General features: G+C 47.8%; 10 protein-coding genes. 8 read left to right on the forward strand and 2 right to left on the reverse strand.

What is annotated here, in order from left to right:
* Positions 1-11: 11 nt before the first annotated feature.
* The 3 genes from ASL11_RS20750 (at position 12) to ASL11_RS36595 (ending at position 5,962) form a co-directional block, all read left to right on the forward strand.
* A complete protein-coding gene (locus ASL11_RS20750; RefSeq protein ID WP_056619056.1) occupies positions 12-1,112 on the forward strand; it encodes a TolB family protein in 1,101 nt (366 codons plus the stop codon).
* A gap of 160 nt (positions 1,113-1,272) precedes the next feature.
* On the forward strand, positions 1,273-5,742 hold the full coding sequence (locus ASL11_RS20755; RefSeq protein WP_235550544.1) for an OmpL47-type beta-barrel domain-containing protein: 4,470 nt from the start codon (positions 1,273-1,275) through the stop codon (positions 5,740-5,742).
* Between the two features lie 73 nt (positions 5,743-5,815).
* Positions 5,816-5,962, forward strand: a complete 147-nt coding sequence (locus ASL11_RS36595; RefSeq protein WP_157256993.1) for a hypothetical protein — start codon at positions 5,816-5,818, stop codon at positions 5,960-5,962.
* A gap of 803 nt (positions 5,963-6,765) precedes the next feature.
* On the opposite strand, the gene ASL11_RS20760 is transcribed toward ASL11_RS36595, so the two are convergent.
* A complete protein-coding gene (locus ASL11_RS20760) occupies positions 6,766-10,131 on the reverse strand; it encodes a hypothetical protein (protein WP_056619062.1) in 3,366 nt (1,121 codons plus the stop codon).
* Positions 10,132-10,766: 635 nt separating this feature from the next.
* On the reverse strand, positions 10,767-13,202 hold the full coding sequence (locus tag ASL11_RS20765; RefSeq protein WP_056619065.1) for a sialidase family protein: 2,436 nt from the start codon (positions 13,200-13,202) through the stop codon (positions 10,767-10,769).
* 395 nt (positions 13,203-13,597) lie between these two features.
* Between ASL11_RS20765 and ASL11_RS20770 the strand changes: the two genes are divergently transcribed.
* The 5 genes from ASL11_RS20770 to ASL11_RS20790 all read left to right on the forward strand — a co-directional run bounded on the left by ASL11_RS20770 (position 13,598) and on the right by ASL11_RS20790 (position 20,553).
* Positions 13,598-14,767, forward strand: coding sequence for a mandelate racemase/muconate lactonizing enzyme family protein (locus ASL11_RS20770; protein ID WP_056619068.1), 1,170 nt, complete (start codon positions 13,598-13,600; stop codon positions 14,765-14,767).
* Positions 14,768-14,790: 23 nt separating this feature from the next.
* The gene (locus ASL11_RS20775) at positions 14,791-15,741 is read left to right on the forward strand and encodes a D-2-hydroxyacid dehydrogenase (RefSeq protein ID WP_056619070.1); all 951 of its coding nucleotides are present in this window, start codon (positions 14,791-14,793) and stop codon (positions 15,739-15,741) included.
* Positions 15,742-15,778: 37 nt separating this feature from the next.
* The gene (locus tag ASL11_RS20780; protein WP_056619073.1) at positions 15,779-16,852 is read left to right on the forward strand and encodes a sialidase family protein; all 1,074 of its coding nucleotides are present in this window, start codon (positions 15,779-15,781) and stop codon (positions 16,850-16,852) included.
* 132 nt (positions 16,853-16,984) lie between these two features.
* Positions 16,985-17,764 (forward strand): response regulator transcription factor, encoded by a 780-nt coding sequence (locus ASL11_RS20785; RefSeq protein ID WP_056619074.1) that lies wholly within the window; start codon positions 16,985-16,987, stop codon positions 17,762-17,764.
* Positions 17,764-20,553 (forward strand): sensor histidine kinase, encoded by a 2,790-nt coding sequence (locus ASL11_RS20790; RefSeq protein ID WP_056619078.1) that lies wholly within the window; start codon positions 17,764-17,766, stop codon positions 20,551-20,553. Before ASL11_RS20785 ends, ASL11_RS20790 begins: the two co-directional genes overlap by 1 nt.
* Positions 20,554-20,633: the final 80 nt, after the last annotated feature.

Here is a 20,633-nt window from a genome sequence, read left to right on the forward strand (position 1 = left end):
AGGTATGGACGATGCTGACGCGTACATCGTTTACAGATACAAAAACAGGGCTGCCGATCCTAGTGATTGGTTCCGATAAAGGCGATACGGGACATCATTATTATACGGCGATGTCGTGGTTGTCGAACAGCCGCCATGTGATCGTACACACGGAAATGGACCGGGAGACGTGGATAGGTAACATCGTGCGTTTCGATACGGAAACGGGTGATGTGCAGTTGCTGGAGGAAAGCCTGAAATGGGGACGCGGGGTCGTTTCGTGTGATGATATCTTGTATCTATTCGACAAGAATGAGTTGTATGCAATTGATGCGTGGAGCGGCGAACGGCGTACGATTTGCAAGCTGGAAGAGCATTGCACGTTCTTTGGGCCATTATCGATTACGAACGATGGCAAGGCGCTTGGTGTCTACTGGAAAGAGCAGCTTCTTCGTTCCGAGGATGCTGCATCTCGGGAGGCCGATTGGGTGATCGGCACTGTCCATGCGGCGAGCGGGGAGGTGCGCGAAGTAGCCCGTCCGCGTTTTGACGAGCCTTATCCGGTGGCGAATCATGCCATGATCAATCCTGTTGATCCGAATCAAGTGTTCTTTTCACATGAGGGCGCTACGGAGCAAATTCCAGATCGGCTCTGGGCAGTCGACACGCGAACCGGAGGTATGCGCAACCTTTTTTCGCAGAAGAAAGAGGAGAGCGGATTGCCAGTAGAATATGTGGGGCACGAAATGTGGGCGTTCGACGGCAGTGGACTGTACTTCGTGAAGTATCCGCATAGTCCGGATAAACCGACAGGCGTATATTTCGTGGATCGTCGGGGCGAGCGGCACGAGTTCATTAACGGAGACTACAGGTATTGGCATGTCGGCATCAGTCCTGACGGCCGATATGCGGCAGCGGATACGCAGGAGCCGGGCATTTCCAAAATCGTGCTCATCAACACGGCTACGAAACAGTCCGAGCTGCTATGCGAGCTGCCGTGCCGTGGGATGCATCCTGGACACCCGCATCCATCCTTTAGTCCAGACAGCCGTAAGGTTACCTTCACATTTTCGGATGAGCATGATCGGCTCCATGTCGGGATTATGGATATTGGAGACCAATTAGCTAGGTGAGGATTCACGAGTGGTGGTTACGTTAGAGTGCAAGGATAGGCCTGCATGATTAAGATTCATGCAGGCGTGGGGATGGAGATGAGCAAGCATAGTTTGGCTGCCTGTGTTGGCTTAATAATGAAAACGCTTTCAAAAATGAAGGGAGTGAGTTTACTTGGTGATGAAAAAATGGATGTTATGCCTTATGCTGATTTCGTTATTGTTTACCTCACCTTTGTTTGGACTACGATCTTTAGACAGCACAACCGTTTATGCGGCAGAAACATTACAAAATGCAATGATTGGCGGGTTTGAAAGCGATGAAGAGCTTTGGAATTTTTACCTGGGAACGGAGTTTCCCGGAGCCAAAGGTGAATATGTGCGGGATACGTCCGTATTTAGGTCGGGGACCTCTTCGGGTAAGCTGCGCGGGGATTTTAGCACCGGCGGCAAATATGTCTCAGTGAGTAAATATTTTATTCCTATGGATATACAGAAACTTGAATTTTGGGTCAAAACAGCTGACGCCGCTGCGATTGTGCTTCGGGTGACGGATTCGACCGGACAGGTGCATCAGCAGAAGCTAACAGCGACGTCAAATGTCAATTGGCAGAAGATGGAAATCACTAAATTTAACGGCGGCACAAGCTATCTTCATTTCGGTGGGGCAAACGATGGGGTGTGGCATGGACCTGCCCAGGGAATAGGGCTTTTGTTGGAGAAATCTGGTTTAAGCGGTGGGAAAACAAGCGGGAACTTGTGGATCGATGATGTGTCTGCGACGGTTCCGCAGCAAGAGCCTCTTTGGGATTCCGCGATCGGCAATTTCGAGAACGCCTTTGACATATGGAAACCAACCTTGGGAACAGGAGCTAAAGGCGAATATGTACGGGACTCGTCCGTGTTTAAGGAGGGAAGTTTTTCGGGTAAGTTGAGCGGAGATTTTAGTGGTACAGGCAAAAGTGTTTCGATAGGAAGAAATTTTTCTCCTCGGGAGATAAAGAAGCTTGGATTTTGGGTGAAAACAACGGATGCTGCTGCCATCCTGGTTCTGTTGACGGATTCGACCGGGCAGGTGCATCAGCAGAAAATCGCCGTGGCGTCAACTGGAAATTGGCAAAAAATAGAAATATTTAAGTTCAATAGCGGTACGAGCTACCTACATTATAACGGGGCAAACGACGGGGTATGGCATGGTCCCGCCCAGAGAATCGGATTTATTCTAGAAAAGACCGGCTTGATCGCGGGTAAAACGAGCGGAGACATTCGCTTGGACAATATCGTGACCACATCTACCTTCCCGGATTTATCCATCGAGCAGTCCCGAATGGGAAATGTCTTTCTGGCGAACGAGTCCGCAATCTTTCCTCTTGCAACAAGGGGAGATACCGTAAGTTGGAGCGTATATGACCACTTGGATCATCAAGTATTAGCAGGCAGTGAAGGGGTGCAGGACGGGCAATTGAAATTGACGATTCCTATTCAGCAGCTTGGTTATTATAAGCTTTCGCTTGCTGCTGAGAAAGATGGTCAAACGATCAAGCGTGCAGAAATTTCGTTTGCCCGCTTAGCTTCGGATGACCCTACTTTGGTGAACAATTCTCCATTCGGGGTATCCACTCACCTAGCAAGAACAAATACGGGTTGGACGCCTGAGTTAAGTGCATTATTGAAACGCGTCGGATCCAAAAATTTCCGTGACGAAATAACTTGGGTAGATGTCGAATACGAAAAAGGGAAATACCAGAAGCCGCCAGGCCGTGATGCCTTTATGCGGAAAACGCAGCAAGACGGCTTGAAGCCGTTCATCACCCTTGACTTTACCAATCCGTTTTATGATCAGGATAGTACGCCCTATTCGGACGATGGCCGTCAAGGGTTTGCCAATTATGGCAAGGCCTTGCTGGACTTATATGGCAATCAGATGGAATGGGTGGAAGTCTACAATGAGTTCAACGGAGGGTTTGGCGATCGTGGGAACGGTCCCGCAGACTCGCGTCCGGACTATTATTTTAAGCTGCTGAAGAAGACCTACGAGACGGTGAAAGCGGCCAGACCGGACGTAACGGTTGTCGGAATGGCATCGAATGTAGATATAAGCTGGATGGAAGAAGTGTTTAAGCTTGGCGGGCTCCAATACATGGACGTCGTTTCCATCCATCCGTACAATCGAACGCCGGATGGTATGTTGCAAGCTGTGCTCGATGCGCAAAGCTTAATCCGGAAATATAATCAGGGACAAGACAAACCGGTTTGGATTACGGAAGTCGGCTGGCATACCGACACAAGGGGAGTAGACGAAAAAACGCAAGCGGATTATTTGGTGCGTGCTTATGTGCAAGCGTTGAGCGCCGGTGTCAAGAAAATATTCTGGTATGATTTGATGAATGACGGCATGCAAGCCGACTATGGCGAAGATAATTTCGGCCTCATTCGCCACCAGGATGACCCCAAAGGGCAGTTTTCTCCGAAACCCGCCTATGCGGCTTATGGGGCGATGACGCGAGAATTGCTAGGCGCCTCGTTCGTTGAACAGGAAGCCGTCGACACGGGCATTACCAGCTACCGATTTGATAAAAACGGCCAGAAGCTAAGAGTCGTCTGGGCTAATACCCCTGTGCAGGCAGCCATTCAAACGAACGCGCCTATTCAAATCACGGATATCATGGGGAACACGGAAACCTTCACGCCGCTTAACGGCAGGGTGTATATGACACTAACCGCGGAACCCATTTACATCCAAAGTAACATTGACGGCATTGCGCTTGATTCGACGTTCGTCGTGACGGGGGCTGAGGCGGTAACCAGTGAACCTGTTGCGCTAATGGTAGAAGCGAATAATACATCCGCATCGCCTCTCGCCGCTTCATTTACGGTGGAAGGCTCGACATATCCTTTGTACGCGGGAGCAGGCCAGAATACGTCGCAGTCGTTCTCCCTGCCTGGATTGAGCCAGGAAGGCATTCGCTATGTAACAGGCGACTTGACCGTGAACGGGAACCGAATCGGAAGACTGAAGCATGCCATACAAACGCTTCCTTCTTACCGTGCACGCGTCATACCCGTTATTACCGATGTGAATACGAAAGCTGAAGCATTGAAGATACAAATTCAGAATTATTCCAAGCAGCAAGGTCTAACTGTCCGAAAAGCGGATTGGCAATTCGGCAACCAGTCAGGCAGCCAGAATTTGAACGATGTGATTCCTCCAGACACTATCAAGACGTTTGACATTCCACTCAGCGGTTTTAATTACGGTGTCAGTAACCAAGCGCAAGTGACTGTCCAATTTGACGGAAAAGCATCTTTCGTTTATGCAGGGAAGCTGGATTTTAATCCGATCCTTCCCGGAACGGTACAAATTGACGGCGTGACTGACCCTGCGATCATAGCGTCGCAGCCGGTTGCCAAATTGTCGCAAGGGACGGTAAAAATGCAAAATTATACAGGTCCCTCGGATTTGGACGGCAGCGTATGGGTGAACTGGGATCAGGATCATTTCAATCTGACCGCTGTAATCAAAGACGATGTTCATTACACGCCTGCAAGCGGAGCGGATATTTGGAAAAATGACAGTCTCCAGTTTGCCGCAATGGCGGGTATTCCTGGAGAAAATCTGGGTTTCTATGAAATAGGTATTTCCCAGACGCCTCAGGGACCGCAAATCTTTCGTTGGTCGTCACCTAATACCAGCGTCAAGGATCTTATAACGAACGGTTCCTTGCAGGTATCGCGCGATGAAGCACAAAAGGTTACCGTCTATGAACTCGCGCTTCCTTGGTCTGAGCTTGCGCCGATCAAACCGGAAAAACAGGGTGCCTTCAGCTTCTCGCTGCTCGTTAATGATAACGATGGCACCGGGCGTAAAGGGTATATCGAGTGGGGCTCCGGCATTGGTGAAACGAAAGATCCCAAAAAATTCAGAACGGTTCAATGGATCGTAACGGATGATACACCTCCAGTTACCGTCGCCGCTTTGGAAGGGACGAAGCAGAACGGTTGGTACGTCTCCGATGTCAAAGTAAATCTGAACGCTACGGATGATAAGTCCAGCGTTACGGAAACCGTATACAGCCTAGATGGAGGAGCCACTTGGACGAAATATCAGAACGAGCTTGTCTTCAACGAAGATGGCGTTCACACGATTTCGTTCCGATCGACCGATCAGTTTGGTAATAAGGAACTGTCGCAAACGGTATCCTTCGCAATTGATCAAGCCGCTCCGGCCGTTCATATCAGCGGAGGGGGAACCTATACCGTCGATCAGACGGTAACGATCACCTGCACCGCTACAGACGCCGTATCCGGCGTGGTATATAGCTCCTGCTCGGCTCCTTTGCTGAGCAGCCCAGCCTATCTATTAAACGTGGGTAACAATGCCGTTTCAGCATATGCGGCCGATACTGCCGGCAATTCCGGAACGGCAGAAACCACTGTTACCGTCAAGGTGACAGTGGATAGCCTGATCCGACTTATCGAAGCTTGGGTCACCAGTAATGGCAGCCAAGGTATAGTTAACTCGCTTGGAACTAAGCTCCGGCATGGACAGTTTGATGCCTTCATCAACGAAGTTCATGCGCAGAAAGGTAAGAAAATTCCCGAAGAAGCTGCGAATTACTTGTTGAAGTTTGTGAATGATTTGAAATCATAACAAGATTTCCTAAACACTTGCTCCCTATTGGGAGCAAGTGTTTTTACTAAATACGATAGCCAGGTGGTCCATTATGTCGAAGATCGATATTCAGCATTTGCCAGTTACATACTCCTTACAAGCTCGACCGACCGGTGCTCCAAGCTGGATGTTCCGGCCAGTGAATCGGGTTCTCTCGAATGTGATGAAACAACTGCAGGCGTATAGCGGAAATGAATGAAAAAGCGACCATACGGCAGACGACGAATTCAGCAGTTTCGAAGTTTCCTTGTTGTACATTTTGGCGGACAGTAATCGGAAGTACAGGCAAATGCCCGAAACACAGCCAGTTAGCAAATGGCGGCTTGTGTATATCGTGATGGTAGCTGAGTTCGATGGAAAATCGGGGATTGCGACTCCGCAGGATCTTCATTTATATAGCTAAGCGCTATGCAATGTGGCGGAGGAGTTGATTAACACCGAGTACCGAGGGATCGCTATTGAAGCGCGGGACGGTTTGGTGATCGGCTTTAAAGATGGAAAGATTTGGGCGCGCTACAGCATTCGTATCACGACGCGTTGTCGGTGCTGTCGTACAAAATAATTCTCCACTTGATGACAATCCGCCTCGACCTCGTTGGTACCTGAATCGATGCGATGCGATCCTACCCCATTCGTACTTCATTAACGAAGCTAAACGACGATATCCATTTCAAGTTTTTGCGATATTTCATAATTCATCCTCCTGAGCCTATCCTTAAAATTATTACAAAACCGGGGAGCATCCCCAAGTCATTCGACTTAGAGGATGCTCCCCGGTTTTGGCCGTTTACCTCAATGCCGTGACAATCCTCAACAAGACCACGGCGGCAACCTTGGGAATTTTCTTTCCACGCTGCGCGTTCCGACTGCCGGCTCAACGCGGCATGCGAAACGAATCAGCAAAGGGAAGTAGCCGATCCGTGACGGGCGAGACCGACTTGGTGACCAGCTGTTTTCCATTTCTCGGGTCGGTCCTGATGATTTTCGGGTCAGATCCGTCCTTTACTGCACTAGTTGTGCGTTGCGGAACAATGAGGGGTCCTTCGGCGTCGTTCCGACTCCCGATCCCCATTGCAAGAAACCATCGCGGGAATCGCCCGTGGAGCCTCGATCATCGTCATTCACCAGAAACGACATTCCGATGGTCTGCGTCGGTGGCCCGCTAAACCCAAGCGAGGCCCACGGAACAGAGATGACATAGTGCAAGGTGCTGCCGCTTCGAGTGATGTTCGCTTGGACGCCAGGGGTTGGTCCCGCCTGCTGGCCAGCAGGCGCTGTGAAAGTATAAACCGCCGGACCGCTGTCGAGAAGCGCTGCGCCGAACTCAACGCGTTTACCGCCGACCTGTCCCGGCACTCGGTCGTAGGTGCTGAACTGAATGGAATCGGTCTGCCACAATGTGTTTGGTGTGCGCGCGCCGAAGTGTTTGTCGTCTGTGATGGTGGCGTCGATCACAAGCGCGTCGCTGTTGTAGTTGATATGCAGCTGCCCGCTTAGGTCGCTGTTACCACTGCGCGTCCCTGATATCGATACCCAGGTCGCTTGCGTAGCTAGGTCGATTGCGGGCAGGGTTTGATGGTTCGTGGGCTCGATGGGAGCGTAGGAAATCGATCCAGATGAAGCGTCCGAACCACCGACGCTGTCGAAGGCCACGTTATAGCTCAGGGAGTCGAACAACGGAATGTCGGAGAGCGGGACACGCAACGAAGCGGTGCCATTTGCAGGGACATTCGCCAGATCTGTCACAGTCCCTGATGCCGGCCCTACTTGGTAGGCAATCTTGGTCGGCGTGAAGGCGCTGGTTCGATTGTTCTTCAGCGCGATGTCGAGAAAGTAGCTTCGGGACGTCGCATCCGAAGTGATCGCCGGTTGGACGCTGATCTCGAACGGCTTGACGACATTTGTCGTTGCCCTCAAGTCGGCAACAAGACTCGGCTGGTGCTTGTCGTGGTTCTCTTTCTCGGGCTTCACTTTCCCAGGCTTCACTTTGGTCACGTTTATGGCCACAGTTCGCTGGCCGAGGAGCGTGGTTGCAGGAATGCTGATGGTAGCGCTCGTTATCTTGCCCGGAGAAGTACGAAGGGGCACAGGCTGTGCCCCGTTCGCAGTGATTGTCAACTCATTGGGAAGGTCCGTCTTGGGGTTCGATCGGTCTGCAGTCACCGTAACAGCGACCGTATCACCTTTGATCGACTGGTCGGCGACTTTCATCGTGACCGCAGACTGTGTCACTCCCATGCTGTCAACGTTACCGGTGACGTAGATCGGGCTGCCGTTGAGCGTAAGAACGACCGTGCCGTCTGTCGGATTTACCGTCTGCGTTGAGCCATATTCATCCGTGATGATAAGAGGCTGGGTCGTGTGCAAAGCAATGTTCTCGGAGCCGGTGGACCACATCACCCGAGTCGTCGAACCTCCTCCCGTGTACGGATACGAGTAGGCGGTACCGGAGCCGAGGCCATCGCGAGTACCAAGCGTCTTTCCGGTCACCGCGCGAATGAGGACGGCATTTGCGACAGCTCCAGGTTTCGGAGCTACGCCGAGTACACCCGCGACGGGCTGCCTGAATAACCCAAAGTGATGTTCCCTATTATTGGGGTCCGTACCGTCATCCATTGCCGAGTACCAGCTGAAGACGTCCACGCCGGCTGCCTTCGCTAGCACCTGAGCACGCACCAGGTTGTCCGCTTGCTGGGGCTCTGTGGAGGCGGCGGCATACGTCGGCCAACCGTTCTCCGTAATCCACACTGGGACGTTCCGATTTCCAGCTGCCTGCTTCACCTGCTGCACCAACGCAGGAAGCTTCGATACCAACAGTGTGCGCTCGGGCGGAGTGTTTGCCCCCTCCAGAGCGTAGCCGTAGACATTCGTCGAGAACGTATCAATGTAGTTGATACCGCCGGCAGCGAAAAAGGCACTATTCCAGTTATCATCAATGGTGGAAGTAATCGGGCCTATGACGTTCGCATCTGGGTTTCCTTCGTGAATCGGTCCGTACATTTCCTGAAGCATCTGCACATAGCAGGCTGCGGTAGTACCGCAAGCGCCATTGTTGAAGCCGGTGCCATTGAACTCATTGTAGATGTTGAAATCGCTGACCTTGCCCTTATAGTGCTCGGCGGCAGCTTTCCCAAACTGACCAAATGCGGCCAGACCAGCCACGGAGCTCGGCGTTTTCCCGTTGTCATAATTTGTGTTGTTGTATGCCACGACTCCCTGGGGAGTCATGCCGAGGTCAAGAGACTGTTGTGACTTGGATTCAAAGCCATACCCAGCCCAGTTGTATACACCTGGCTGCTTTTCAATTAGCGACCAGTTGATGTCACTTCGAATGTGGCCGTAGCCGATTGTCGCCAATGCGTTCATGAGTCCATCTTCGAGGGATTTGTAGTGACCAAAATGGGTGTCGATTCCGAAGAAGGAGTCAGGACTCAAGGCGCCCGCTGGCGTCGGGGTCACAATGCCAAACGTTGTGGTGCGCGTTACCGTTTGGTCATCAATCACGCTTGAGAAAGTGAGGTTGTAGAACCCCGGCCCGAGGTCAATCACGGATAGCGGAGCATGTCCGTCGGTGCCTACGGGGATAGATCCCGTGCGAAGACTCACACCCTGATCATCTGAAATGTCATATGAAACCGAATCACCCACCGTGCCGAAATCCAGGTTTGCGGAATTGGTTGTAAAGAGCAGGCTTGGGTTCATCAATGACAGCGCTGGAGTCGTTGCAAAGGTCACCTGGATTTGTGCGAAACAGATTCCCGGGATGACGCCGCCCAGGCTATGAACACGCAGACGGAAATCTGCGCCGTTCGTTCCGTTGGCGAACTTTATTCCGCTCAGCTCAAAGATTTGGTTCTTCCAGGTCTGACTGCCGCTTGTCGGCATCCACGGGGTGGCCTGGTATGCGTTGCCCTGGCCGTCATACTCAATGGCCATGGTCGTCGCCGCTGCGTCAAAGTAATCAACGGACACAATCGCGTACGTTGCGCCCGCAGGTTTCGTGGAGCTTGCGACATCAACGTAGACGTAGGGGTTTAATGGATTTTGTGACGTCGTCCAGCACGCCGTACCGTTCCTGATAGTCGCGGCGTGCGTCGGATCTTTGTCTGCATCGCCGGGCCAAGCCTTGTTTATACCGCTATAAATTGGTGGCGAACTCAAAGTTGCATTGGCCTGCGGCATGGTTGCTGCGGCCTGGGGTGCGACTCCCCCAATAACGCTCGCCGTGACAGCGATCACGGCCGCGGCCGCCCTCAATCCACGATGGCGATTTCTCACACTCTGCAATCGCATGAGGACCTCCTTAAGTAGCATGACTGGCACAAGCAGAACAAGCATCAAACGGATCATACACGTTTTCACGGACATCACATTCACTCCCTTATCCTGATCTGAAATCAAATTGCCCATTTAATTGTAAGCGCTTTCTAATTGATCTGAACGCCTGCGAAACCATTCCCCGATCCGTCACTCAGCTTTGTTTGGCGAGTGTCATTCGTTACTCTCCTTTCCATTGTCAACTTGCTCGATCGGGGCCTGATCCCACCATAGCAATTGCACGCTTCATTGGAAAGCGTCACTTTTTGATGCCCCACTGCTTTCTTTGCTCCGATGGACTATGCTTTTCTTGCTCCATATGCTATTAATGATTCAAATGCCTTCCGGCATCAAGAAAAGGCTTGTTGGCGAGAGGTTTACGGCGGAGGATGCTGATGAGCTGAAAGGAGGTAGGAAAATGGATGGTCTACATAACCACGGACCAGTATCCAATATTAGGAAAAAATATGGTTTCCGAGAAATTGGTTTTGATACTCTTGAGTGGGGACGATGAGCATAGTCTCCATATTAGCATTGATAATGGAACGGACAAATTCGTATGATCCAAATAGAATTGTAAAAAATGTAAATGGGGTCGAATGCGGATATCGACAGCTGACAAGATGAAAAAAGGTAGATGCTGCTATAACGCAGTAACTACCTTTTTTAATGTGATTGTTGGAATTCTATTGCAAGCTTTGGACATCTGCTGCACTTAATGGATAAGCATAAATCCTAATTTGGTCAATCAGGCCGTTCATCGAGCTTGCGGAGTTGACGCCTACGGTCAAAGGAAATGCATTAGATATATTCCCACCCGTAAGTATAGTGTTCTGGCCGACCAAAACAGAATCGACGTATAGTTTTAGCCCCAAAACCCTTTCGGCTACGGCTACAACATGGTGCCACTGCCCATCTGCAAAGGTTGCTGTCGATTGGACCGCATCACTGGTACTACCATAATCCAACAGAAACTTAATCGTATTATTTGTTTCAAATCGTAACCAATATGCGGCATTTGAATCTCCTTTATTCAATATATATTTGATTGTACCCGGGACGCTTGTCTTCACCCATGCGGAAATGGTGAAGTCCCCTGTGCTACCGAAATCAAAATCATTGCTGAAGGGATCTCCCAAAGATACATAATCGCCATTTCCGTCAAAGCTCAAAGCGCTTCCAAATTTACCGCTATTGCTCCAAGCTGCATTCGTAATGGTTCCATGAAAACCATTGGAGGAAGAATCCAGCACGGTACTTCCTGTGATTTCATCAAACTTCCAATATCCACTCAACCCGTATAAATGTCCCACTTCCGTTGAATTCAAAGCATAGTTGTATACGCTCACTTCATCAATGAAACCATTCATTGTACTTGTAGAATTGATTCCGATGGTTAATGGAAGGGAGTTGGAGATGGTACCGCTTGCAGGGCTGGTATCTTGCCCAACTAATACACCGTCGACGTATAGTTTAAGTCCCGCTGTTCGGTCAGCGACACCAACAACATGATGCCATAGCCCATCCGTATAGGTGGCTGTCGATTGAGCGGCGTCAAAGGTGCTGCCATAGTCGAGTAGGAATTTAATGGTATTGTTCGCTTCGAATCGTAACCAGTATGAAGCGTTTGTATTCCCTTTATTTAAAATATATTGGGTTGTACCCGTTACGCTGGTTTTCACCCAAGCAGAGACCGAGAAGTTTTGTGTGGTTCCGAAGTCAAACGCACCGCTGGAAGGATTGCCTAAGTTTACATAATCGCCGCTGCCGTCAAAGTGTAAAGCGCTTCCAAATTTGCCGTTTGTGTCTCGCGTCGCGTTCACAATGGTTCCGGGATTAAGGCCGCCAGCGGAATCCACAACTGTCGTTCCTGAGGTTTCATCTAAGCTCCAAGTACCGATGTTAGATTTATTCCACCAAATTCTCGAAACAATGGCTCGATTCGGAACGAGGGAGTTCCATTCGTTGCTTGTCACAATGCTCAAATCAGGTGTAACCGCAGTGGTTCCGAAATTGCCCAATTGCGCCCGGTTGTCCGTTATCGACATCACGATTTGTTCTGTGTCTTTCTTGACGCGAAGCGTGACCGGATCGACTTCAGCCATCCATAAGGGAGCCCGATATCGAAGGATATCCGTGTTAGAAGCGTCCTGTCGGGTATAGACCAGGTATAGTGCATTCGGTTGTGTCACCCAGTGCATCTGCGTATTCATACTTCCGGTTACAGCTGTTCCGTCCTCCCATTGCAAAGTCACTGCTGACTGCCAAGTTAAACCGTCGCTGCTTTTGGACAATCTGTTCTGGATATCATCGCGAAGGGTTATAAAATATTCGTTATTGTACTTGGTAAGGGATGTTTCAATACCGGAACGGTTCCCGTTGCCCCCTGAATTGGGTACCGACGTACCTTGGTTGATGTAGGAAAGCGCAGTGCCGTTAAATGAGGCTTTAACAACCTTTACGGAGCCCGTTCCGTCCAATAAATTGATTGGCCAAAGAATGTCTCCTGTACCATCTTCAGCTTCATAAGGATAAACACTGCCGGTATGTCCGTAAATATTAGGCCAGTCCAATAAATACCAATCGCTGCTCCAAGTTGAAGTGGCAGGATCGTATACCGCATAAGCGGGGTAGTTATGTTTCTTAGCAAAATTAAGGCCATAGGATTGGGCCATGCCGAACAGGATGATCTTTCCTGTTTTTTTATGATACACGGGCACGGGATCAATTAGCATACCTTGGTAACCATCCGGCAGTGTCTTCCATTGAAATTGAGGAATGGTTGTCAGCGATGACCAAGTCTCACCTAAATCCGTGCTGGACGTATAAGCGATATCATAAAAGACATCCGAGAAATTGGTAGGGCTTTCATTCTTATCTTTGGAAACGGTACACATAATTTGGGGACTTGAACCGCCCGGAATGGTCGCGCATCGCATGTGAGTCCACCAAAAGTTATTTGAACCATCATTTTGATAAGCTACCTTTTCATCAAGTATGTAAGAAGATGGTGAAGACGCATGAGCAACAGATGAATTTACAACAATGAAGCACCCAAGTGTCAAGGTAAAGATGAAAGTGAAACAGAGGCTAAAAAGAAGTATTTTTTGATTTTCTTTCATAATAAAGTTTCCTCCTAACATATCAATTGCCATGAATCATAGTTTATTTAAAGCGCATTCATAAGTAGATACTTGCTACCGTATCCCCTCCATTAAAATTTAGATTCCTCTAAGCGCGGTCGCTCATCTTTGAAAGTCCTCAATAGAGGTTTCTCTCATATTATCACTAGGAACACTATGCGATAACGGGATGAAATTTAGATTTGGTGGATTTATTCAAGTACTATTAGGTTGATTGGACATCCGGCCTTCCGATGGAAGGAAGTAATCGGTGAAAATTGTATTATAAACCTCTAAGGATTGTGTTACGGCGTTCACGTGCTTCCTCTATATAATAAATAGCAGAGTAAACGAGTTATTGGGTGAAAATTAAACATCGAGGGGGTAAAAATGGAATGAAAATTATAGCGGTTAAATGTGTCCTTGTCAGCGCTCCGTACGCCAATAAAGGAGATGCGGAGCGGGAAATTTGTCTGAAAACAGGGTACCGTCCAACGGCCTTTCTGAAAGTGGAAACCGATGAAGGCATCTATGGTTTGGGTGAAACCTACGCGGGCACTTATGCACCCGAAGCAGTCAGAGGAATAGCGGAACAAATGGAGCACGATCTGATCGGGCAAAACCCCATGTCCGTTCTTGAGATGTCCGATCGAATGCGGGTTGCTAATTATTATCTAGGTCGAATGGGGCTAACGCAATGCGTGATTGGCGGTATCGAGATGGCACTTTGGGATCTAAAAGGCAAGGCACTTGGCGTTCCAGTGTACGAATTACTTGGTGGCAAGGTGCATAATGAAATTAGGGCTTATGCGAGCGGTGGTAATAATAAGCCGATTGACGAGCTTAAACAAGAAATGCGTGACTATGTGACGCAAGGCTTCCGGGCGGTGAAAATTCGTATCAACCTGCTCCCGGATATCGACGCGATTGAAGAGAAGGTAGCCGTGTGTCGTGAAGCACTTGGCCCGGATATCGGGCTGGCTGTCGATGCAGCGCAAGGCTTAGCGAAATATCCATGGTCCGTCAAACAGGCAATTGAGATCGCAAAACGCATTGAGAAATACAACCTCCTTTGGATGGAAGAACCAGCAGAGGTAACTAACTATGAAGGATTTGCAGAAATTCGCCGTCACGTCAACATCCCGGTTGCAGGAGGCGAGACGGTTACAAGTCTTGTAGAAGCTGAATCATATTTGAAAGCGAATTCGCTCGACCTGTTCCAGCCTGATGCTGCTGTTATCGGGGGATTGAGCGTGTTCCGCCAAGTAGCGCAAATGTGCGAACGTAAGTCCATTCCGATTGCCGTTCATGCATGGTGCGGAGGAGTGGGCATCATGGGGAATTTCCAAGCTGCGTTTGCTTCTAGGAATTGCACAATTCTAGAACTTTCCAATGTACCGAATCCCCTGCGTGTGGAAATGATGGTTGAACCCTTAAAAATGGTGAACGGATGTATACAGGTTCCGTCAACCCCTGGATTGGGAGTACATTGGCCCGAAGGGCTGGAAGAAAAATACCCATACATGCCAGGTTCTGTATATCGGGTTCCGCTTACGGTTTCCTAATAGGAAGGTGGGAGAAATAAACCATGAAACCTCATGTCTTGGTTGCAGTTAATGGTTTTACGGAACAACACATGGAACGTATCCGCCAGGCTTTGTCCGGTTGGGCGTCAATGGAACGAATAGACGAAGAAACTTCTGAGTCTGTTTTCCGTGAAAAGATAAGTAGGTCTCATATTGTGGTTGGTTGGCCGAAAGCGGAATGGCTTGCAGGAAGCCCGGTTCGGCTTGTCCAATTAGGAAGCGTTGGTTATGACGCTTTCTTAGGCAATAAACATCAAGATGATCCCTCTTTTACGCTTTGTAATGCTAGCGGTGTCATGTCTGTTGCTGTAGCAGAGCATTTAATTGCTATGATGTTCGCATTGACGCGCCGTATTTCGCATCACATACGCGATATGAGTAAGCATAGCTGGAGTCGTCAATCAGAATATGAAGAGGTGTATGGCAGCACAGCATGCATCGTCGGAGTGGGCGGCATCGGCACAGAAATCGCGCGACGTCTGCGCCTATTAGGCGTTCGTACCATTGGTGTACGTCGTGAAATCGGGGAATCACATCCTTACATGGATGAAATATACCCAAGCTCCCGAATGAAGGAAGCTGTAGCGAAAGCTGATCATGTGATCCTGATCTTGCCCGGCAACGCACAGACCGAGAAATTGTTTGATTATAAAATGTTCGCTTCTATGAAGAATGGGGCCTATTTCTATAATCTGGCTCGCGGAAGTATCGTCGATGAAAATGTCCTGCATGCGGCATTGATTAGCGGTAGGCTGAAGGGCGCGGGGCTTGATGTCTTCGAGGTAGAACCGCTTCCAAAGGAAAGTCCGTTATGGGAAATGGATAATGTGATCATTACACCTCATTCGGGAGGACGGTCGGTCAAAGAATTCGATCGATTCTGTCATTTGCTTTTGAACAATCTGATGAACTATCGTGAGGGGAAACCATTTCTAAATCAAGTGAATGTATAAAAAATTGACTACATGACCATTTACGAGGTGAAATGACATGATGAATACAATAAAATACGCGACAATTGCGAAATCCGCTGCAAATAACCCTAGGAATGATACGGCTTCCATCGCTGAGATGGAGGATGGCACATTGTTAGCCGTTTGGCACAAGTATGATGGTTCTTTTGGAAGCGATTTCGATTTATGCCGGATTTATGCCAAAACTTCTACGGACGGCGGAATGACCTGGAAACGCGAGCGGATGCTTATCGATGTCAATCCGGAAGATCATAATGTGCAGGCCCCTGGTCTGTGTCTTCTTCCCAATGGAACGTTAATTCTCCATTGCTTAAGAGGCCATCAGGGGGGAGCCAGCTCCACTATGGAAGCTTATGTTTCGAAGGATGGAGGCGAAACCTGGGAATTTCTTGCGCACATTTGGGAACGTACAAAGGGTCAGTGGCTGCAAGGCGGTGCGAACCATATCAACCTGTTGTCCAGTGGTCGATTGTTACTTCCATTCCACTTCGGCACAGGCCATCAAGGTGGTCAACACAATGAGATAGGATGCTACTTTAGCGATGATGACGGATTTACATGGACGCGTGCAGCTGGTACCGTAGATTTGCCTATGCGTGGCGCTATGGAATCCTCCGTTGCTGAAATGAGCGACGGACGTCTTCTCATGTCCATCAGGTCTCAATTGGGCGCGGTGTTTATGTGTACTTCAATGGACGGCGGCAACACGTGGAGCTTACCACAAACAAGCGGTTTGAAATCGCCGGAATCATGCACTTGTTTACGGCGAGTTCCCGGCACCGATGTACTCCTTCTGTTATGGAACGATAGTCACTACGAACCCGGCAAGCATCATTTCGGACGGCGTACACCTTTAAGCGCAGCAGTTTCTACAGACGGCGGGGAATCCTGGAAAAGAGTGGGGAATATTGCGGTGGGACCGAATGAATATACCAATCTGAATTGTATGTTCACAAAATCCGGTAAAGCCATCATTACCTATATGCAGGTTGAGGATCCGGCATTCGATGCGCCGGAAACAGATCCACCGTTTAAACGGACTGGAATCGATTTAATGGCGGCAGTGTTAGATACCACAATAATGGTTTAGGCAAGGCAACTACCGTCTATAGACGGTAGTTGTTTTTTCATACTTATCAAGGTAACATCTAATTATAAGGGATTATAAGGAGAAACAATCTTCTCTATTTGTAAGCGCTTATAACAGGGGGGAAGGGATCCGATGTACAAAGTATTGATTGCTGATGATGAGGAGTTTATTCGCGAAAGGGTAATCAATAACATGCCATGGGCTGAGATTGGATTTGAAGTGGCAGGGTGTGCTTCAGATGGAGAATTAGCTCTACAAATGGTACGCGAATGTCATCCGGATGTCATTTTGACGGATATTTTAATGCCGAATATGACGGGATTAGAACTTGCACAGTGCGTGAAAAGTGAATTTCCTCACATCAAGGTTGCACTGATGAGTGCGTATGATGATTTTCAATATGCTAAAGAGGCGATACGTTTTGGGGTGAAAGGTTACCTGCTTAAGCCAATTATTCGCGATGAATTTCTCGAGCTGTTCCGAGATGTCGCCAATAGTTTAAAGAACGAAGCTGGGCAACCCGTTAATTCCGTTAAACATTTGGTCGTAAAGACGAATGGAGATCGCAATTCGTATGTTGCTGTTGCGAAGCAATATATTACTGAAAACTATCCAGAACGAATCAAGCTTGAAGACGTTTCGGAACGGCTGCACGTCAATCCGAACTATTTCAGCACATTATTCAAGCGGGAAACGGGAAAGAATTTTATTGATTATCTGAACGAGGTTAGAATCAACGAGTCCATGAAATTATTGTTGCATACCGATTACAAAGTTTTTGAAATTTCGATGAGTGTCGGTTATGGCAATTTTTCGTATTTCAATAAAATATTCAAACGCATAAGCGGTGTTACGCCGCAAACCTATAGAGAATCTGGCGGATCGGTCTTCCAGTCCAAGGAAGGCATGTAATGAAGCGAAAAGAGATAAAGCTGAATCGTTTTTTGTTGCTTTTCTCCCTTTCGATCGTCTCGCTAATGCTCATCATTATCGGCTATGTGCTCTATGTGAAAACCGTCCGTTACATTGATGAGAAAACCGATATGATGCAAGCCATGAAATTGAATCAAACAACCGCGGATGTGCGCAAACAATTCGAAGATATTTACCAAACCATAGATAGTTTGCGGAATAACACCATATTAATCCAATCGTTGGACAAATTAGAGCGACAAGATGCAAGCTCGTATGAAAAGGTGAGTCTGTCGCAAAATGTAGAGTCCTCCCTTTTTAATTTGAATAAAGGAAATGAGTTCATCAGTGGCATCACGGTTTGGACAAGGGGGGGCCAGTACAGTTCGAATGCCAAGTATTCCTCTTATTATTTTGAAGGCAATCAATTGTCACTTTCCAACCTGGACAATCAGATCAGGTTCGTCTCCATAAACCAGACGTATCAAGCATTTGGCTTAAATTCCTTGGACATCAAAGATGACGCGCTGCGAAATCTACTGGACGCATGGAACAAATCGAGTTACTTTATGTGTCCTCTTAAAGGTCCAGAAGGTTCACTCGGAATACTCACGATCAATTTAAATGCAGGTGCGTTCAATCATATTATTCCATACGGTGAATCTCTGGCGGTCTTAGATGCAAAGGACCAAGTATTATTTAAGGGGAGCGCAGTTACGCCAGAAATCAATGAACTGCTGAAAAGTACGGAGAATACGCAGCAAATGGACGGAATTCCACTCTTGGGGAAACGTTATTTTTTTCGGGATATCGGATTTCATGATATCCGCATCGCTTTGGCTGAAAACGAATCTGGGTTTCATAAAAGGCAGCTTCTGGCGCTTGGGGGATATTCGCTCATCATACTAGGCGGCAGCGCATTGCTTACTTTTTTTCTATCGCATTTAATTGGCCGTAAAATCTTATTCCCCTTGCACAGCCTGATTAGTTGGATCGGCAGGCAGCGCAGCTTGGAGGAACGATGGGAACCTGTCGAAGATGGACGGAATCGATACAATAGGTTCACGATGAGGGACCGTTTTTTTGCCTATTTTTTAATTACGATACTACTTCCTATCTGTCTTTTCGTTACGGTTTTTTATGTGCAATCATCAAAAATTATTACGCAGGAATTGGAAGAAACGTTTTATACGCTGTTTGATAAGACAGCTCATAGGGTAGAGTTATTTGCCGATCAAAAAGAGTCTGCCATGACCCGCTTGGCTTACGATGCGTTTGTTGTAACCTACGTAGATCAACCGAGCAATAACCTGCAACAGCATATGGATCAACTCATTTATGATAGTTTTTTGCCAATTCTCAGTGAGGATACCATTGGCATCTATTCGATAAATAATCAATTGATCTACAGCAATCGGTATAAGCATGCGACCCAAATTGATCCATCTTTTTTCGAACAAATGCGTATTAGCCGTAAACCTATTCTTTACTGGCTTCCACCGACGGATACGGCCTCCTCTACGGTAAGTTTAAGTATAGGCATCGTAGATATTAATCGCTATTCAAGCCCGATTGCTTATATGAAAACGGATATAAACGGTGTTTTCTTCACCAATCTGTATGCAGATCTGAACGGGAACGGGAGTGAAGCGTTTATCATTGATGAAAATGGACGTATAATCTCCCATCCGGATACGGGAAGAATTGGGCAGAAAGCCGACATTCCGTTTCAATTGAATCAATCGGAGGGGACCCTATTCCGCACGGATAACGCCATATATTTTTCCAAGAAAATCGCTGCTTTACCCTGGTATGTGGTTGCCCGATACGATGCTTCGGCGATTAGGGATCAGGTAATACGTCTCTTTTTCGATGATATTTATTTGTTGGTCTTTCTTTTTTTGCTGATTCTCCTATTTTCTTATTTGATGTCACAGTATTTAGTGCAGCCGTTAGCTTCCATTCAAAACCGTTATCTGAGCATTGATCTTGATCGTGTTAATCAATTAACTATCCATAGAAGTTTTGCGATTGATGAAGTTGAACAGCTAAGAATTTCCTTTAACCACATGCTGGAGAGGATTCATAGGTTGGTACAGGATACATTGGATGCGAATCAGGAAAAGCTAACCCTTGAATTTGAGAAAAGGGAGCTGCACATGGAGGCGCTGCAGGCACAAATTAATCCCCATTTCCTTTACAATACACTTGAAAATATCATGTATATGATCGAAAAGGGAGAACGCCATTTAGCTGTAGATATGATTGGACTATTGAGTCGTCTGTTTCGATATGCCATGGGGAAAGACAGCTCATTGACCACGCTTAGAGAAGAGATCGTTTACTGCCAGTCCTATTCGAAGATCATGAGCTACCGCTATAAGGATAGGATTTATATCGAATGGCATATGGACGAATCGTTGAACGATTGTGTCGTTAATAAGATGATCCTACAGCCCATTATTGAGAATTCAATAAGACATACGCTTAAGATGAATAACAGCGAGATTAGGATTAGGGTCAGCTGTATGAAAAAGGAAAATCATATCGAAGTGGTCGTCAAGGATAACGGGCCCGGCATAGAACAAAATAAGCTAGATGAAATTCGTCTTCGTTTGGAGAATAGAGAACGGGGAAATGTAGGATTATATAATGTGAATAGTAGAATTAAGCTCCATTTTGGTGATACGTACGGCTTGTCGATTCATAATGCTGGTGCTGGAACGACTGTGACAATCCGTCTTCCGTACCAGAGCGTCAACTCGATGGAAGCGTCCTCAAATGTATGAGATTCGTATTATAAACCCCTGATGATTGTGTTACAGATCTCAGGGGCTTCTTATTTATAATGAAAAGGTAAGGCAAGCGA

Origin of the sequence: Paenibacillus sp. Soil750 (assembly GCF_001428045.1) — a bacterium.
GTDB classification, from domain to species: Bacteria; Bacillota; Bacilli; order Paenibacillales; family NBRC-103111; genus Paenibacillus_E; species Paenibacillus_E allorhizoplanae.

What these genes read in the sequence shown, in the direction of transcription:
- ASL11_RS20750 (WP_056619056.1), top strand. Translation starts at nt 12, where the DNA reads ATGCTGACGCGTACATCGTTTACAGATACAAAAACAGGGCTGCCGATC.
- ASL11_RS20790 (WP_056619078.1), top strand. Translation starts at nt 17,764, where the DNA reads ATGAAGCGAAAAGAGATAAAGCTGAATCGTTTTTTGTTGCTTTTCTCC.
- ASL11_RS20760 (WP_056619062.1), bottom strand. Translation starts at nt 10,131, where the DNA reads ATGTCCGTGAAAACGTGTATGATCCGTTTGATGCTTGTTCTGCTTGTG.
- ASL11_RS20785 (WP_056619074.1), top strand. Translation starts at nt 16,985, where the DNA reads ATGTACAAAGTATTGATTGCTGATGATGAGGAGTTTATTCGCGAAAGG.
- ASL11_RS20765 (WP_056619065.1), bottom strand. Translation starts at nt 13,202, where the DNA reads ATGAAAGAAAATCAAAAAATACTTCTTTTTAGCCTCTGTTTCACTTTC.
- ASL11_RS20770 (WP_056619068.1), top strand. Translation starts at nt 13,598, where the DNA reads ATGAAAATTATAGCGGTTAAATGTGTCCTTGTCAGCGCTCCGTACGCC.
- ASL11_RS36595 (WP_157256993.1), top strand. Translation starts at nt 5,816, where the DNA reads ATGTCGAAGATCGATATTCAGCATTTGCCAGTTACATACTCCTTACAA.
- ASL11_RS20780 (WP_056619073.1), top strand. Translation starts at nt 15,779, where the DNA reads ATGATGAATACAATAAAATACGCGACAATTGCGAAATCCGCTGCAAAT.
- ASL11_RS20755 (WP_235550544.1), top strand. Translation starts at nt 1,273, where the DNA reads ATGAAAAAATGGATGTTATGCCTTATGCTGATTTCGTTATTGTTTACC.
- ASL11_RS20775 (WP_056619070.1), top strand. Translation starts at nt 14,791, where the DNA reads ATGAAACCTCATGTCTTGGTTGCAGTTAATGGTTTTACGGAACAACAC.